This is a genomic window from Sinomonas cellulolyticus (genome assembly GCF_014656475.1).
Classification (GTDB): Bacteria; Actinomycetota; Actinomycetes; order Actinomycetales; family Micrococcaceae; genus Sinomonas; species Sinomonas cellulolyticus.
This window is the reverse complement of record NZ_BNCM01000002.1, coordinates 241,466-257,182: the sequence shown is the minus strand read 5'-3', so window position 1 is coordinate 257,182 and position 15,717 is coordinate 241,466. Positions and strand designations below refer to the sequence as shown.

Sequence of the window (15,717 nt, the reverse complement as noted above, 5' to 3'; positions counted from 1 at the left end):
TGACCCCTCAACGGGCCCGTGGGGTCGCCGGGCCCTGTCCCGCCCCGCACCGACGCGGCAGAATGGCGCCATGCGCGCATGGTGGGTAGACGTTCCCGGTCCGGCGGGCGCGAGCCCGGGGCCGCTTGTGTCCGGCGAGCGGCCCGACCCCATCCCCGGGCCGGGCGAGGTCCTCGTGCGGGTCCGGGTGTGCGGCGTGTGCCGCACCGATCTGCACCTCGCGGAGGGCGACCTCGCCCCGCGCCGCCACGGGGTCATCCCGGGCCACGAGGCCGTGGGCCGCGTCGAGGCGCTCGGCCCGGGCGCCACGCGGTTCGAGCCGGGGGAGAGGGTCGGCATCGCATGGCTGCGGGGCACGTGCGGCACGTGCCGCTTCTGCACCTCGGGCCGCGAGAACCTCTGTGAAGCACCTCGGTTCACAGGGTGGGACGACGACGGCGGGTATGCGGAGCTCGCCGTCGTGCGCGAGGACTTCGCGTACCGCATTCCCGAGGGGTTCAGCGACCGCGAGGCCGCGCCGCTGCTGTGCTCGGGGATCATCGGGTACCGCGCGCTCATGCGGGCGGCGATGCCCGACGGCGGCCGGCTGGGGATCTACGGATTCGGCGGCAGCGCGCACATCACCGCACAGCTGGCCCTGCACCGGGGTGCCGCGGTGTACGTCATGACGCGGTCGCCCGAGGCCCGTGAGCTCGCGCTCGACCTCGGTGCCGCGTGGGCGGGGGGAGCGGACGAGGAGCCGCCCGAGAAGCTCGACTCGGCCATCCTCTTCGCCCCCGTGGGCACGCTCGTGCCGCCAGCGCTCGCGGCCCTGGACCGCGGAGGGACCCTCGCGGTGGCGGGCATCCACCTCTCCGACATTCCCCGCCTGGACTACCAGGAGCACCTCTTCCAGGAGCGCCAGCTCCGCAGCGTCACCGCCAACACGCGCGTTGACGGCGAGGAGTTCTTCCGTCTCGCCGCCGAGATCCCCGTGCGCACGACGACCGCCCCGTACCGCTTCGAGGACGCCGGCCTCGCGCTCGCGGACCTCGCGGGGGACAGGATCACCGGGGCTGCGGTGCTCGAGGTCAGTCCCGGAGGCGCCGCCTGATCACCTGGTGGGCCGCCTCGATGAGCGCGCAGGCCCCGGCGGCGAACAGCAGGGCCGCGACGGTCAGGGACGGTCCGGGCAGGGTCAGCTGGTGGTACGCGAGCGACGCGGGGACCGTGAGCACGGCGGCCATCCCCGCGTACATCGCGGCGAGGAGCAGGGCGGTCCACCGGTTGAAGGGCCGCGCCGCGAGCCCCAGGACCCAGAGGCCAGCGGCGGTGAGGGTCAGGAATGCGGCCGCCTCGATCTGCTCCTGGTTCGCGTCGGTCCCCCAGTGCCCGTACGCGTACAGGCCCAGGATCGCGGCTGCCATCGCGAGCCCGTAAGGCAGCGCGGTGACGATTGCCCGCCGCAGGAAGCCCGGGCGGTACCGGCGGGTGTTCGGCATGAGGGCCAGCACTGCGGCGGGGAAGCCGATCATCAGGAAGTCCGAGGTGGAGAGCTGCCGCGGAAGGAAGGGGAAGGCCCACGCGAGCGCGCCGAACCCGAGGCCCAGGAGGAAGGCGTAGACCGTCTTGGTGAGGAACAGCTGGGAGACCCGCTCGATGTTCGCGATGATCCTCCGCCCTTCCGCGACCACGGCCGGCAGCCGCGAGAAGCGCCCGTCGAGGAGCACGAGCCGGGCCACGGCCTTGGTGGCGGGTGCGGCGTTGCCCATCGCGATCCCGAGGTCCGCGGCCTTGAGCGCGAGGGCGTCGTTCACGCCGTCGCCGGTCATGGCCACGACGTGCCCGCGGGACTGCAGGGCCTCGACCATCGCCTTCTTCTGCTCCGGCCCCACGCGCCCGAACACACTGTGGCGCTCGACGGCGTCGGCAAGCGCCACGGGGTCGATGGGCAGGGTCCGCGCGTCCACCGGTTCGGCGTCGTCCAGGCCCGCTGCCCGCGCGGCCGCGGCGACCGTCCGTGGGCTGTCTCCCGAGACGACCTTGAGCGCCACGCCCTCGCGGCGGAAGTAGTCGAGCGTCTCGGTGGCATCCGTGCGCAGGCGCTCACGGAACGTGAGCACGACGGCGGGCTGCAGCGCCTGCGGTTGGGTGGGCGGCTCTGAGCCCTGGGGGAGCCGGTCCGCCCGGCACAGAACCATGGCCCGCAGCCCGCGGTCGGCGGCCTCAGTGCAGAGGACCCGTGCCCTGGCCGCTGCGGCCGAGCCGTCCAGGAGGGCCTCCGGGGCGCCCAGCAGCCACGCGCCGTCGGCGTTCCCGCCTTCGAAGGCCACGGCGCTCCATCGGCGGGCCGAGGCGAAGGGCACGACGCCCGCGGGCGCGCGGTCCGGCATGTCGGAGAAGCGGTCGGCCAGGGCGGCGGCGGTCGGGTTCGCGTCCTCGTCAGCGCCGATCCAGGCCAGGGCATGGTCCCATCCAGCCGGCGCGTCGGCGTCCACAGGGACGGCCGAGTCGAAGCGGACCCCGCCCTCGGTGAGCGTCCCGGTCTTGTCGAAGCACAGGACGTCCACGCGCGCGAGGACTTCGACGGCGGCAAGCTCCTCCACGAGCACCTCGCCGCGGGAGAGCCGGAGGGTCGCGACAGCGAAGGAGATGGTGGTCAGGAGCGCGAGGCCCTGCGGGATCATGATGGTCACCGAGGCGATCGCGGCCACGACTGCGTCCCGCCATGCCCCGGAGGCCACCGCCGCCTGCCAGCCCCCCGCAGCCTGCATCTGGCCGTTGAGGACCACCGCGATCATGGGCCCGAGGGCCACGGTGATCCAGCGGACCACCCGGTCGAGGGCCGAGCGCAGCTCGGAGCTGACCTCGGTGAAGCGCCGCGCTTCGGCGGTCAGCCGCGCCGCGTGCGCCCCCGGCCCAACGGCCGTGGCGCGGAAGGTGCCGTGTCCCGAGACGACCGAGGAGCCGGAGAGGACAGCATCTCCCGCCCGCTTCGCCACCGGCTCGGACTCGCCCGTGAGCATCGCCTCGTCCAGGCCGAGCTCCGCCGCGGTCAGGACGGTCCCGTCCACCGGGACCTGATCGCCGCGCCGCAGGAGCACGACGTCGTCCATCACCACCGTCTCGGGCGGCACCTCACGCTCCGCGCCGCCCCGGAGCACGCGGACCGGGCTGCGCTTGAGCACCGCGAGCCGGTCCAGCCTGCGCTTGGCCCGGAGCTCCTGCTGGAAGCCGATGACCACGTTCGCCACCGCCGCTGCGAGGAACACGAGGTCCAGCCATCGGCCCAGCGCCACCAGAATGAGGCCGCACGTGCCGAGGATGAGGTTGAAGACCGTCAGGAGGTGGCTGCGGGCGATGTCCCAGACCGAGCGGGACGTGCGCTGCTCGAGGGTGTTGACGAGCCCCGCGGAGGTCCTGGACGCCACGGCGGAGTCGTCCAGGCCCAGCTCGGCGGCTGCGACGCCAGACGGCCCTGGCCCGGACGGCGGTGGCCCAGACGGCGGTGGCCCCGGCGGGGACGCCGCGTTCATACGCAGTCGGTCCTGTGCCGGGGCCATTGTTCCCGCCTTGTCAGCGTCGGTTCAGCCGAAGTACTTCGGGAGCGTTGCCTCGTGGGCCTCGCGCAGCTCCGCGAGCGGCAGGCTGAACAGGCCCTGCACCTCGAGGTCTGTTGCGAGGACGTCCACGACGCCGAGGCGCGCCACCGGGTAGCTGCGGGCTGCCGCCATGTCGTTGAACCGGACCTCCTCCGATCGGGGCACGGCCACGAGCGCGCGGCCCTGGGATTCGGAGAAGAGCGCAGTGAAGGCGTCCACGCCGTCCCGCTCGCACAGCTCGTCGAGGGCCACGCGGGCCCCGACGTTGAAGCGGAGCGCCATCTCGGCCAGCGCGGCGGCGAGGCCGCCCTCGGAGAGGTCGTGGGCGGCGTCGACCATGCCGTCACGCGAGGCGTTGATGAGGATCGCGCCGAGCGTCTTCTCGGCCTCGAGGTCCACCGTCGGCGGGAGGCCGCCGAGGTGGCCGCGGAGGTTCGCGAACTCGGAGCCGTCCAGCTCGTCGCGGGTGGTGCCGAGCAGGTAGATGGCCTGGCCGTCAGCGTTCTTCTGCCAGCCCGAGGGCGTGCGCCGCGCAACGTCGTCGAACTTGCCCAGGACGCCCACCACGGGGGTGGGGTGGATCGGCGTCGTGCCCGTCTGGTTGTAGAGCGAGACGTTGCCGCCGGTGACCGGTATACCGAGCACCTGGCACGCGTCGGCGAGGCCGCGCACGGCCTCCGCGAACTGCCACATGACCTCCGGGTCCTCGGGGGAGCCGAAGTTGAGGCAGTCGGTCACGGCCATCGGCACGGCGCCGGACGTGGCGACGTTGCGGTAGGACTCCGCGAGGGCCAGCTGGGCGCCCGTGTACGGGTCGAGGTAGGCGTAGCGGCCGTTCGCGTCGGTGGAGATCGCCACGCCGAGCCCGGTCTCCTCGTCGACGCGGACCACGCCGGCGTCGTCCGGGGAGGCGAGGGCCGTGTTGCCGCCCACGTAGCGGTCGTACTGGCTGGTGACCCAGGACTTGTCGCACATGTTCGGGCTCGCCATGAGCTCGAGCACGGCGGCCTTGAGGTCCTCGCCCGTCGAGGGGAGCGCCTTGGCCGCCTCCGACGCGCGGAACGTGTCCTTCTGGACGCCGTCGAGCCACTCGGGCCGGTTGTACGGCCGGTGGTACACGGGGCCCTCGTGGGCAACCGTGCGCGGGTCCACGTCCACGATGGTCTCGCCGTCCCAGGTGATGATGAGCCGGCCGTCCTCGGTGACCTCGCCGAGCCACGAGTACTCGACGTCCCACTTCTCCATGACCTTCTCGAACGCCTCGACGTTCTCCGGGGTCACGATCGCCATCATGCGCTCCTGAGACTCCGACATGAGGATCTCGCCGGGGGTCAGGGTGGGGTCGCGGAGGAGGACGCTGGTCAGCTCGACCCGCATGCCGCCGTCGCCGTTGGATGCCAGCTCGGAGGTGGCGCAGGAGATGCCGGCGGCGCCGAGGTCCTGGATGCCCTCCACGAGGGAGTGCTTGAAGAGCTCGAGGCAGCACTCGATGAGCACCTTCTCTGCGAACGGGTCGCCGACCTGGACGGCGGGGCGCTTGCTCGGCTTCGAGTCGTCGAAGGACTCCGAGGCCAGCACCGAGGCGCCGCCGATCCCGTCGCCGCCCGTGCGGGCGCCGAACAGCACGACCTTGTTGCCCTCGCCCGAGGCGTTGGCGAGGCGCAGGTCTTCGTGCCGCAGCACGCCGACGGCGAGGGCGTTCACGAGGGGGTTGGCCTGATAGACCGAGTCGAAGACGACCTCGCCGCCGATGTTGGGCAGGCCGAGGGAATTGCCGTAGCCGCCGATGCCCGAGACGATCCCGTGCACGAGGCGCGCGGTGTCCGGGTGGTCGATGGCGCCGAAGCGCAGGGGGTCCATGACGGCCACGGGACGGGCGCCCATCGAGATGATGTCGCGGACGATTCCGCCGATGCCGGTCGCGGCGCCCTGGTACGGCTCCACGAAGGAGGGGTGGTTGTGGGACTCGACCTTGAACGTCACGGCCCAGCCGTCGCCGAGGTCGGTCACACCGGCGTTCTCGCCGATGCCCACCATCATGTCCTTCTTCATCTCGTCGGTGAGCTTCTCGCCGAACTGGCGCAGGTGCACCTTGGAGGACTTGTAGGAGCAGTGCTCGCTCCACATCACGGAGTACATCGCGAGCTCAGCGGCGGTCGGGCGGCGGCCGAGGAGCTTGACGATCTCCTCGAACTCGTTCTGCTTCAGGCCGAGCTCGGCCCAGGGGAGCTCCGTGTCCGGGGTCTCGGCGGCGTGCTCGACCGTGTCGATGTTGAACTTCCGGGCAGTCTCGGTCACTTGGAACCTCCCACGAGGGTCGTCAGGACGGACGTGAAGAACCCGAGCCCGTCGGTCGAGTAGCCGGCGGTGTCAGGATCCAGCGGCCCGAAGCCGGGCTCGACAGCGTGCTCGGGGTGCGGCATGAGGCCCACCACGTTGCCCGCGGCGTTCGTGATGCCGGCGATGTTGCGGCGCGAGCCGTTGGGGTTCCAGCCCACGTAGCGGAACGCGACGCGGCCCTCGCCCTCGAGCTCGTCGAGGGTCTTCTCGTCTGCGACGTACTGGCCGTCCTGGTTCTTCAGGACGATGGTGATCTCCTGGCCGGCCTCGTACTGGTTGGTCCAGGCCGTGTGGTTGTTCTCGACGCGCAGCACCTGGTCGCGGCAGATGAACTTGAGGTGGTCGTTCTTGACCATCGAGCCGGGGAGCAGGTGGGACTCGGTGAGCACCTGGAAGCCGTTGCAGATGCCCAGGACGGGCAAGGGGTTCGAGGACGCCGTGCCGGATGCCGCCTTGACGATCTTGCCCATGAGCGGCGCGAAACGCGCGATCGCCCCGGCACGGAGGTAGTCACCGTAGGAGAAGCCCCCGGGAAGCACGACGGCGTCGACGTCGTCCAGGCTCTCGTCGGCGTGCCAGAGCGGCACGGCGGTGGCGCCCGCGAGGCGGACTGCGCGCGCGGCGTCGCGGTCGTCGAGGGTGCCGGGGAAGGTCACGACGCCGATCTTGGCGCCCGTCAGCGGGGCCGGCTCAGGCCCGCTCAGGTCAGCGATGAGTGGAGTCTCGCCCATGTCAGTTGGCCTCGGCGTCCTGCGTGCTGGCCTCGTCGAGGACCTCGACGTTGACCACGTCCTCGATGACCGGGTTGGAGAGCATCGTCGATGCGGCGTTGCGCGCCTGCTCGAGGATCTCCTCGGTGATGGGGCCCTCCACGGTCAGCTCGAAGCGCTTGCCCTGGCGCACGCCGCTGAACGCGGTGAAGCCGAGGCGCGGCAGTGCCCCGACGATGGCCTTCCCCTGCGGGTCGAGAATCTCTGGCTTGGGCATGACGTCGACAACGATCCGCGGCATCGAAAAGGGCTCCTGTGCGTAGGGGGGATTGCACCCCGATTCTACCGGAGCGGCTCAAGGCGACGGTGACCGGAAGCGGAAACCGAGTGCACGGGTATCGACAGTGATGTGGATCATAGGTAGTTTGTGGGATGTCCAACATCGAATCTATGAAGGGAAGAGATGGACATCTCCACTGCAACCAGCGTCCGAAGGCGGCCGCGCGGCACGCTCGCCGCGCTCGGCGCCGTCGTGCTCGCCTCTGGGATCCTCACCGGGGGCGCGCTTCCGGCGCAGGCCATCCCCGGAACGGGCAACGATGATGCTGCCGGGCACTTCAGCAGCCAAGTCCTCGCGTCCAACGGCGACAACGCGATCGACCCCGTCCTCGGCAAGTACTACCGGATCGCCGGCATCGCGAGCCTCGGCAATGGCGTGGTCCTCGCCTCCTACGACGGTCGCCCGGACGGCGGCGACTCGCCCTCGCCGAATTCGATCATCCAGCGCCGCAGCACCGACGGCGGCAGGACCTGGGGCTCGCCGACCTTCATCGCGCGGGGGCAGCTCGCAGCCCCCGGAGTCCTCCGCTACGGCTTCTCGGACCCGAGCTACGTGGTGGACCGCGAGACGGGAACCGTCTTCAACTTCCACGTCTACTCGAAGGACGCCGGGTTCGCCGCGAGCCGCCTGGGCGACGACGATGCGGACCGTATGGTCATCAGTTCCGAGGTCTCCGTCTCCACCGACGGTGGATTGACCTGGTCCACGGACCCCGCAAACCAGCCCGCGCTGCCTACGCCGTCGTCGTACCCGGCGGGATCCGCGTACTCGGGGTTCGCGGGCCCGCTCATCACGGACGTCGTCAAGCCCGTGGGCACCACCGTGAACGGCGTGGCGAACGTCGGCGGCGTCGTGGGCCAGTTCGCCTCATCAGGCGAGGGCATTCAGCTGCAGTACGGTCCGCACAAGGGGCGACTCATCCAGCAGTTCGCAGGCACCATCATCCAGCCAGACGGCTCGAAGCAGATCCAGGCCTACAGCGTCTACTCCGACGACCACGGCAAGAGCTGGAGGATGGGCCGTCCGGTGGGCACGGGCATGGACGAGAACAAGGTCGTGGAGCTCTCCAACGGCGACGTGATGCTCAACTCCCGCGACAGCAGGGGCGGCGGCGGCCGGAAGGTCGCCATCTCCCACGATGGCGGCGAGACGTATGGTTCCGTCACCTACGACTCGACGCTCACCGACCCGCGAAACAACGCATCGATCACACGGATGTTCCCGGACGCGCCGGAGGGGTCCGCGGACGCTGCGAAGCTGCTGTTCTCGAATGCGGACAACCCGCCGTTCGCCCGCATCAACGGCACCATCCGGTATTCGTGCGACAACGGCACCAGCTGGAGCACCTCGCGGGCGTTCGCGCCCGGCCTGCCTACCAGCTACTCGACCGTGACCCCCCTCGGGAACGGCCGGTACGGCGTGCTGTATGAGGGCGCGGCCAACACGATCACCTTCGCGTCCTTCGACGAGCAGTGGCTCGGCCCGCTGTGCGGCTCCCTGACATCCGACGGCGCGCGGGTTGCCCCGGGCGGGTCTGCGGACGTCACGTTCACGGTCACCAACAGCGACGACCACGCGTTCTCTCGCAGCACGGTCTCCCTGTCGCTCCCGGCTGGCTGGACCTCGGACCCTGCAGAGGTCCCGGCCCTCCCGGCGGGTGAGTCGGCCACGGTGACGGTTCACGTCGCTGCTCCGACGGGTGCTGCTCCCGGAACGGCGACGGCCCGTGCCGAGTTCACGGCGGCCCAGGGCCACCTCAACGCCAAGGTGCCGGTGACGGTCACCCCGTAGCCCACCCACCCCACGTTGAGGGGTCATTTCCCCGGTGAGGGGTCACATGGCACCCGTGGGATGTGACCCCTCACCGGGGATGTGACCCCTCAAGGGCTGGCTAAGCTGGCCACGTGACCCTCGACCCCGAATCGCGCTGCCCGTGCGGCGCCGGCGACACGTACGCCGCCTGCTGCGCCCGCTACCACGAGGCGGCCCGGATGGGGGACGGGGCCGGAGCCCCGACGGCGGAAGCGCTCATGCGCTCGCGCTACACAGCGTTCGCGGTGGGCGGCACTGCCATGGCCGACTACCTGCTCGCCACCTGGCATCCGTCCACCCGCCCCGCGGCGCTGGAACTCGACGACGAGACGCAATGGCGCCGCCTCGACGTCGTGCGTACGACGGCGGGCGGCCCGTTCGACACGGAAGGCACCGTGGACTTCGCTGCCCACTGGCGGGAGGGCGGTCCCAGCGGTCGGCGCGGCGTGCTGCGCGAGCACTCGAGGTTTGTGCGCGAGGGCGGACGCTGGTTCTACCTCGACGGCGACGTCGACTAGGCGAGCGGGCTTCCGTCTCGGCGGCCGGCAGGGAAAGAGGGGCGCGCCGTCTGCGGCGCGCCCCTCATCGCGTGTGGCTTTCTGTGATGAGTTTCTACGGATTCGGGCCTCTGGGTGTCCGGACCGCGTGGGGCTCGAGGCCTCTCAGCCCTGCGGCGGTGTCCCGGTGTCCATCTCCTGCGCTTTGCCTGCCTCCTTGTCATCCTTGACTTTCTGGAGAACCAGACGCGTCAGTCCCACGGTGACAGCAAAGGCCATGATGACGGGCAATCCGCTCTTGGGCTTCCCGGACATGTCCCCAGCTCCTTGCGGTCCTCGATCGCGTACCCGGAAATTTACTCCTCGCTAGAGGCGAAAGAACCGTGTCAATGGCACATTGTTTTGTGCCGTTATTCAGAACGACCGTCCTCCCCAAGCATCTCGGGGCGGTCGTCTCGAGCGTCCGCGGTGATCATTTGGCGGAGGCTGGAGCCAGCCTGTTATCCAGCAGGGAATTTCCTGCCAATTGACTGGTATGAAGCACACGTTTCGGGTAGCTTGGGCCGGACTCCGCCAGTGGCGGAGATCACATCCTCGCCCCATGAAAGGTCTCCCGCGTGAAGAGACAACCACTCGCCGGCGCAGGGCCACGCCGGCAGCGCCTGGCGGCGCTCGCCGTCGGCCTCCCGCTTGCGTTCAGCGCGCTCGCACTCCCCGCCCATGCCGCTCCGGACATCACCCCCAGTGCTCCGGCCGCCTCCCCCGCCGCCGCCGACTCCGGCAAGGTCTACCCCGACGGCCGGTACATCGTGGTCCTCGCCGAGGAGGCCGTCGCGGCGTACGACGGCGGCACTCCCGGCTATGCGGCGACGAAGCCCGAGACGGGCCGCAAGGTGGACGCGGGCTCGCCGAGCGTCAAGGCGTACGACGCCCACCTGCGCAAGGCCCAGAGGGACCTCGCCGGCAAGCACGGGATCAGCGTCGGCCAGCAGTACACCACGGCTCTCAATGGCTTCACCGCAGACCTCACCGGTGAGCAGGCCGCCCGGCTCGCGAAGGACGCCGCCGTCCTCACCGTGGCCCAGGATGAGCAGCACGCCCCCGACTACACGAGCAACGACTTCATGAAGCTCACCGGGCAGCAGGGCGCGTGGGCTACCCAGTTCGGCGGCAAGGAGGGCGCTGGCAAGGGCACCGTCGTCGGGGTCATCGACACGGGCTACACCCCCGACAACCCGTTCCTCGCCGGCGAGCAGGTCGGGCCCCTCGCGAAGGGCGCCAAGCCGGAGATCGGCGTCCCCTACCTGGACGGGGACGGAACCATCGCCATGCTCAAGGGCGACGGCCAGACGTTCAAGGGCGAGTGCCAGAAGGGCACCGGCACCGGGGCCTCCTTCGACGGCAGCGCCTGCGACTCCAAGGTCCTCTCCGCCCGCTACTTCGCCGACGCGTTCCTCAAGAGCGTCCCTCCCGAGAAGCGGTCGCCCGAGGAGCTCATCTCCCCGGTGGACGTCGGCTCGCACGGCACCCACACCGCATCGACGGCCGCCGGGAACGCGGACGTGAAGATGAGCATCGCGGGAACCGACTTCGGGGTCAGCTCCGGGGTCGCGCCGGCGGCCAAGGTCGCCGTGTACAAGGTGTGCTGGGAGGACACCGACCCGAACACGGGCGGCTGCTACTCCTCTGCCTCCGTCCAGGCGATCGAGGCTGCCATCCTCGACGGCGTGGACGTCCTGAACTACTCCATCTCCGGGAACACGAACTCGACCACCGACCCGGTGGCGCTCGCTTTCCTGAACGCGGCCTCCGCGGGCATCTTCGTGGCGAACTCGGCCGGCAACTCCGGCCCGACGCCGTCCACGGTCAACCACGCCGCACCGTGGGTCACGTCGGTCGCCGCGAGCACCTTCCCGGGCGATCTGGTGGGCACCGTGCTCCTCTCGGACGGCTCGAAGTACCGCGGTGCCACGGTGATGAGCGGCGAGGTCACGAACAAGCAGCCCGTCATCGCCGCCGACGCCGCTCTGCCCGGTGCCGCCGACGCGAACCTCTGCCTGCCCGAGACGCTCGACCCGGCGAAGGTCTCCGGGAAGATTGTCATCTGCGACCGCGGCGTCAATGCCCGCGTCGAGAAGTCCGCCGAGGTCAAGCGGGCCGGGGGCGTGGGCATGGTGCTCGTCAACCTCACGCCGAGCTCGGAGGATTCCGACCTCCACTCGGTTCCGACCATCCACGTCAACGCCCCCGAGGGCCCCGAGCTCAAGGGCAAGGTCGCTGCCGACCCGACTCTCACGCTCAGCCTCGTCAAGGGTGACCTGACGGGCAAGCCGGCTGCGCCGGCCCCGCAGATCGCTGGGTTCTCCTCCCGCGGCCCGTCGCTCGCCTCCGGCGGTGACCTGCTCAAGCCGGACATCTCGGCACCGGGCGTGAACGTCCTCGCGGGCGTCTCGCCGATTGCGAGCGGCGGCGAGCAGTTCGGCTTCATGTCCGGCACCTCGATGGCGTCCCCGCACATCGCGGGCGTGGGAGCGCTCGTGCTCGGCAAGAACCCGACGTGGACTCCCGCGATGGTCAAGTCCGCGATGATGACGACGGCGTACCCGCTCGTCACTGCGGACGGTGCGCCCAACAGGAACCCGTTCGACGGGGGTGCCGGCCACGTCGACACGACAAGGGTGACCGACCCCGGCCTCGTCTACAACGCCGGCGCGAAGGACTGGAACGCGTTCATCAGCGGCCAGACCGAGGCGAAGGATGTGAACCTGCCCTCGATCGCCCTCGGCTCGCTCGTGGGGGAGGTGCAGGTCAAGCGCCAGATCACCGCGCTCGTCCCGGGCCTCTACCGCCCCACGGTGAACCTGCCCGGGATCGACTTCCACGTGGAACCCCAGGCGCTCAACTTCTCCAAGGCGGGCCAGACCCGCGAGGTGACGATCACGATCAAGAACATCTCCGCACAGAACGGGAAGTTCACCACGGGCTCGCTCTCGTGGGTCGGCCCGCGCACTGTCACGTCGCCGATCGCGATCCGTCCGGTCGAGGCCAAGGTGTCCCCGTCGTACAGCTTCTCCTCGGCCACCGGCGACGGCTCCGGCACGTTCACCCTGACCTCCGGCTCGGACAGCCCGATCCCCGTGGGAATCGAGGGCCTCGCGCCCGTCTCCCAGAAGGCCGTCACCAAGGTCCCGGGCTCCCTCGCCTGGGCCAACGACGCCTCCAACGGCGTCGTCGCCGTGACGATTCCGGCCGGTCAGAAGGCGGCGCGGTTCGTGCTCAACGCTGCCAATGACCAGAGCGACTGGGACCTGTACGTCCTCGGCCCGAACGGCTCCGGCGGCCTCAAGCAGTTCACTGCCGCCACGGGATCCGCGAGCGAGTCGCTCGTGGTCCCGAACCCGATCGCGGGCACGTACTACGTCATCGCGAATCTGTTCGCTTCGCCGGGCAGCACCGCCACGGATGCAGTCATCCAGGCAGCGGCGTGGGCGGGCGACGCGGGCAACGCCACCGTGGCACCCAACCCGATCATGGCCGCTAACGGCACCCAGGCCACGGAGACCCTGTCCTGGAACGGACTCTCGCAAGGTGCCTACATGGGCCGACTCTCATTCGGTGCCAACGGCATCCGCAGCTGGGTCGACCTGACTGTCGGCTCCGGTGCGGCCACCGCCGCGCCGGCAGGCGCTCCGTCGATGGCGTCTGTGGACTCCGTGCCCGGGCGGTAATCAGCCGGGCCATTCACCCGCATCACGCACCCACGGCTGCCCCGTTGACGTCGTCCTTCACGGACGGCGGAGGCGGGGCAGCCGCGTTGTGGGGTCCCGTCCGGCGCGTTGCGGGGTCCCGTCCGGCGCGTTGCGGGGTCCCGTCCGGCCGGTTGTGGGGTCCCGTCCACCGTCACCGCTGCCCGAAGAGATCCTCGTGCACGGGCACATCATTGAGGCGCGAGCAGGTCTCAGGCGAGCGCCGCCTCCAGGGGAGCGAGCGCCGTCGTGAGCCGCTCCCGCAGCACGGCGGCCTCGGCGGCGAACCCGCGCTGCGCCTCGACATAGGCGGCCTTGCCCGCCGGCGTCTCAATGGCGATCGGCTCGAACCCCCAGGCGGTGAGGTCGTAGGGCGAGGCCTGCATGTCCATGGCGCGGATCCTCCACGCGAGCTCGAAGCAGTCCATGAGCAGTTCACCGGCAACGGCCGCCCCGAGCTTGTACGCCCACTTGTAAAGGTCCATGTTCGCGTGCAGACACCCGGGCTGCTCGAGGTCGCGCTGGGTGGCACGGGTGGGCTGGAGCTCGTTGAGCGGCGCGGCGTCTGGCGTGTAGAAGCGGAACGCGTCGAAGTGCGTGCAGCGGATCCGGTGCTCCTCGAGCACGCGGTCCGTGCCGTCGGCGCCGAGGCGCAGGGGGAGGTACTCGTGCCGGACGCCGAACTTCGCCGAGCGGTATGCCATCGCCCACTCGTGCAGCCCGAAGCAGCCGAAGTTCGCCGGGCGCGACATCGTGCCACGCAGGATGAGTGCGCAGAATCTGATGGTTTCCTCGCGCTCGGCGGCGTATGCCGGCAGGTCGAGCACGACGGCGGTCGCATCGGCCTCGATCCCGGCCGCCTCCCGCTCGGCGTCGGTCAGGGCGCGATAGTGCTTCCAGCCGAGCCGCTCCTCGGCTGCGTTTCCGGTGAGCGCTGTCCCGGCGCCGGGATGCCAGCGGCCCAGCTGCCCGGGCTTGTGGGTGTAGTAGGTGAACAGGAAGTCCTCGATCGGGTGCTTCTTCCCGGCGTTGCGGCGTGCCACGAATGGCTCGGCGAACCGGGCGACCCGCTCCGCGTGGGCCCGGGCGCGGGGGAGCCACTCGTCCTCGGCGAGGACTCGGCGGGCCGAGTCGCGACTCGGATGGAGGGGGAGGGGCACCTATCGATTATCCCTGAGGGCGCGCAGGGAGGTGACCCGTGTGGCAGGGAGGTGACCCGGGGTCAGAGGGCGTCCCCGGGAGGGCCGAGCAGGGCCTGCGCCGCGGCCCAGTCCGCGACGCCACAGCCATCGGTGCGCGTGAACTGCCGACTGACGGGGGCGCCGTCGACCGTTCCGCTCACCGTCGCCACGTCCGGGCCGCCGTACAGCTGGGTGCACACGCGGTCCTTGGGTGGCGGGCCCAGGAGCCCGGGGTGCGCGGCGACAAGCGCGCAGGCAGACGCCGCGGCAGGGTGCGTGCTCCCGGGAAGCGGATCCCCGCCCGCACAGCGCAGGGTCCACCGCTGCCCCGGCTCGCCCGGGGCGCGCACGACGACGACCTCGAGGTCCGCCGTCGGCGCACCGGGGGTGCCACTCGGTGACCCAGGAAGAGAGGGGCCGTTCGAGGATCGGGCGCCCGACCCTCCGGCTCCGACCGCGCACGCGGCAAGGAGTGCGACGAGGCCGGTGCCAGCGACCAGCCTCCAGACGAGGGACAGGCGTCGCCTCAGCACTACCGCACTGGTCAGAGGCTGCACAGCTCAACCGTCCCATACCGGCACAACCGTTGCCAGTGACCGACGGCCATGCCGCCCGCGGACGGTCATGCCGCCCGCCGACGGTCATGCCGCCCGCGGACGGTCTCAGCGTTGCCCCCGGGGCGCCGCGGCGTCCGCCGCCCTGCTGGCCTGTGCCGCCGCGATGAGGCGCATCATCGACCCATGAAGGTCGGCTGCCTCCTCGCGGCTGATGTCGAGCCGGGCCATCATGGTCGTCGGCACGGACAGGGCCTGTTCCCGGAGGGCGACTCCGCGTGGTGTGAGCGCGACGTCGAGCGCGCGCTCGTTGCCCGGCTGGCGGGCGCGGGTCACCAGCCCTGCTTCCTCGAGCCGCTTGAGCAAAGGGGTCACGGTGGCCGGTTCGAGAAGGAGCGCCTCGCTGATGTCCTTGACGGTGCGGGGGGAACGCTCCCACAGGGCAAGCATCACGAGGTACTGGGGATGGGTGATCCCGAGCCGGTCCAGAACCGGGCGGTAGGACGCGATGACGCTCCGGCTCGCGAGCGCCAGCGCGAAGCAGAGCTGTCGCTCGAGGAGGAGGTCGTCGTCGGTGCTGTCCATCACGCATCCTTCGTTTCTTAGTGCACTAATAGTCAGGGTACTATCTTCTACAAGCACCTTGCAGGAAAGGGAAGATGCCATGTCCGGGGAGAACTTCGCCCAGATGCTCATGCGCGTGACGGGGAAGCTGCGCTTCTTCTACGGTCCGGCGAACCGCAGCTCGGCCACTCATGAGATGACCGAGGAGAACAAGCGGCTCCTGGTGCAGCGTGAGGCCGAGGCCCAGCAGTTCGAGACGATCACCCGACCGGACGGCAGCACCTACGTGGTGCCCAAGAATCCCGGCGACCAGTCCCTGCGGTAGACCCGCCACCCCTGAGATCCGCGTCACACCGGGCGTACAATGGCCGGTACCGGAAGGGGGTGATATG

The 15,717-nt window shown here is 70.5% G+C and carries 13 protein-coding genes; 5 read left to right on the top strand and 8 right to left on the bottom strand.

The features are described from left to right. Positions 1–70: 70 nt before the first annotated feature. Positions 71–1,093: a zinc-dependent alcohol dehydrogenase family protein gene (locus IE231_RS03360; RefSeq protein ID WP_189692530.1), complete on the top strand. Its 1,023-nt coding sequence runs from the start codon at positions 71–73 to the stop codon at positions 1,091–1,093. On the opposite strand, the gene IE231_RS03355 is transcribed toward IE231_RS03360, so the two are convergent. The 4 genes from IE231_RS03355 to purS all read right to left on the bottom strand — a co-directional run bounded on the left by IE231_RS03355 (position 1,071) and on the right by purS (position 6,932). Continuing rightward, positions 1,071–3,410 carry an HAD-IC family P-type ATPase gene (locus tag IE231_RS03355; protein ID WP_229866465.1) on the bottom strand — a complete coding sequence of 780 codons (2,340 nt, stop codon included), beginning with the start codon at positions 3,408–3,410 and terminating at the stop codon, positions 1,071–1,073. The genes IE231_RS03360 and IE231_RS03355 overlap by 23 nt on opposite strands. A gap of 156 nt (positions 3,411–3,566) precedes the next feature. Further along, complete coding sequence (purL, locus tag IE231_RS03350) at positions 3,567–5,879, bottom strand: phosphoribosylformylglycinamidine synthase subunit PurL (protein WP_189692529.1); 2,313 nt, start codon at positions 5,877–5,879, stop codon at positions 3,567–3,569. Further along, positions 5,876–6,652, bottom strand: a complete 777-nt coding sequence (gene purQ, locus IE231_RS03345) for a phosphoribosylformylglycinamidine synthase subunit PurQ (RefSeq protein WP_189692528.1) — start codon at positions 6,650–6,652, stop codon at positions 5,876–5,878. The genes purL and purQ overlap by 4 nt, the downstream gene beginning before the upstream one ends. 1 nt (position 6,653) lies before the next feature. Beyond that, positions 6,654–6,932, bottom strand: a complete 279-nt coding sequence (purS, locus tag IE231_RS03340; RefSeq protein WP_189692527.1) for a phosphoribosylformylglycinamidine synthase subunit PurS — start codon at positions 6,930–6,932, stop codon at positions 6,654–6,656. A 162-nt stretch (positions 6,933–7,094) separates the two neighbouring features. Between purS and IE231_RS03335 the strand changes: the two genes are divergently transcribed. Beyond that, positions 7,095–8,762: an exo-alpha-sialidase gene (locus IE231_RS03335; RefSeq protein WP_189692526.1), complete on the top strand. Its 1,668-nt coding sequence runs from the start codon at positions 7,095–7,097 to the stop codon at positions 8,760–8,762. Between the two features lie 113 nt (positions 8,763–8,875). Beyond that, entirely contained in the window at positions 8,876–9,301 is a 426-nt protein-coding gene (locus IE231_RS03330; protein WP_189692525.1) for a YchJ family protein, read from the top strand. A 144-nt stretch (positions 9,302–9,445) separates the two neighbouring features. On the opposite strand, the gene IE231_RS03325 is transcribed toward IE231_RS03330, so the two are convergent. After that, complete coding sequence (locus IE231_RS03325) at positions 9,446–9,595, bottom strand: hypothetical protein (protein WP_189692524.1); 150 nt, start codon at positions 9,593–9,595, stop codon at positions 9,446–9,448. Positions 9,596–9,897: 302 nt separating this feature from the next. Between IE231_RS03325 and IE231_RS03320 the strand changes: the two genes are divergently transcribed. Then, positions 9,898–13,008 (top strand): S8 family serine peptidase, encoded by a 3,111-nt coding sequence (locus IE231_RS03320; protein WP_189692523.1) that lies wholly within the window; start codon positions 9,898–9,900, stop codon positions 13,006–13,008. A gap of 230 nt (positions 13,009–13,238) precedes the next feature. Here IE231_RS03320 and IE231_RS03315 read toward each other — a convergent pair whose 3' ends face one another. The 3 genes from IE231_RS03315 to IE231_RS03305 form a co-directional block, all read right to left on the bottom strand. Continuing rightward, on the bottom strand, positions 13,239–14,186 hold the full coding sequence (locus IE231_RS03315; RefSeq protein ID WP_189692522.1) for a 3-methyladenine DNA glycosylase: 948 nt from the start codon (positions 14,184–14,186) through the stop codon (positions 13,239–13,241). A gap of 62 nt (positions 14,187–14,248) precedes the next feature. Next, on the bottom strand, positions 14,249–14,764 hold the full coding sequence (locus tag IE231_RS03310) for an SSI family serine proteinase inhibitor (RefSeq protein WP_189692521.1): 516 nt from the start codon (positions 14,762–14,764) through the stop codon (positions 14,249–14,251). A 105-nt stretch (positions 14,765–14,869) separates the two neighbouring features. Beyond that, a complete protein-coding gene (locus tag IE231_RS03305) occupies positions 14,870–15,346 on the bottom strand; it encodes a MarR family winged helix-turn-helix transcriptional regulator (protein ID WP_189692520.1) in 477 nt (158 codons plus the stop codon). A gap of 79 nt (positions 15,347–15,425) precedes the next feature. Between IE231_RS03305 and IE231_RS03300 the strand changes: the two genes are divergently transcribed. Then, positions 15,426–15,650: a hypothetical protein gene (locus IE231_RS03300; RefSeq protein WP_189692519.1), complete on the top strand. Its 225-nt coding sequence runs from the start codon at positions 15,426–15,428 to the stop codon at positions 15,648–15,650. Positions 15,651–15,717 lie beyond the last annotated feature (67 nt).

Coding starts and splice junctions, on each gene's coding strand:
- IE231_RS03360 (WP_189692530.1), top strand. CDS start 71: ATGCGCGCATGGTGGGTAGACGTTCCCGGTCCGGCGGGCGCGAGCCCG.
- purQ (WP_189692528.1), bottom strand. CDS start 6,652: ATGGGCGAGACTCCACTCATCGCTGACCTGAGCGGGCCTGAGCCGGCC.
- purS (WP_189692527.1), bottom strand. CDS start 6,932: ATGCCGCGGATCGTTGTCGACGTCATGCCCAAGCCAGAGATTCTCGAC.
- IE231_RS03335 (WP_189692526.1), top strand. CDS start 7,095: ATGGACATCTCCACTGCAACCAGCGTCCGAAGGCGGCCGCGCGGCACG.
- IE231_RS03325 (WP_189692524.1), bottom strand. CDS start 9,595: ATGTCCGGGAAGCCCAAGAGCGGATTGCCCGTCATCATGGCCTTTGCT.
- IE231_RS03305 (WP_189692520.1), bottom strand. CDS start 15,346: ATGGACAGCACCGACGACGACCTCCTCCTCGAGCGACAGCTCTGCTTC.
- IE231_RS03300 (WP_189692519.1), top strand. CDS start 15,426: ATGTCCGGGGAGAACTTCGCCCAGATGCTCATGCGCGTGACGGGGAAG.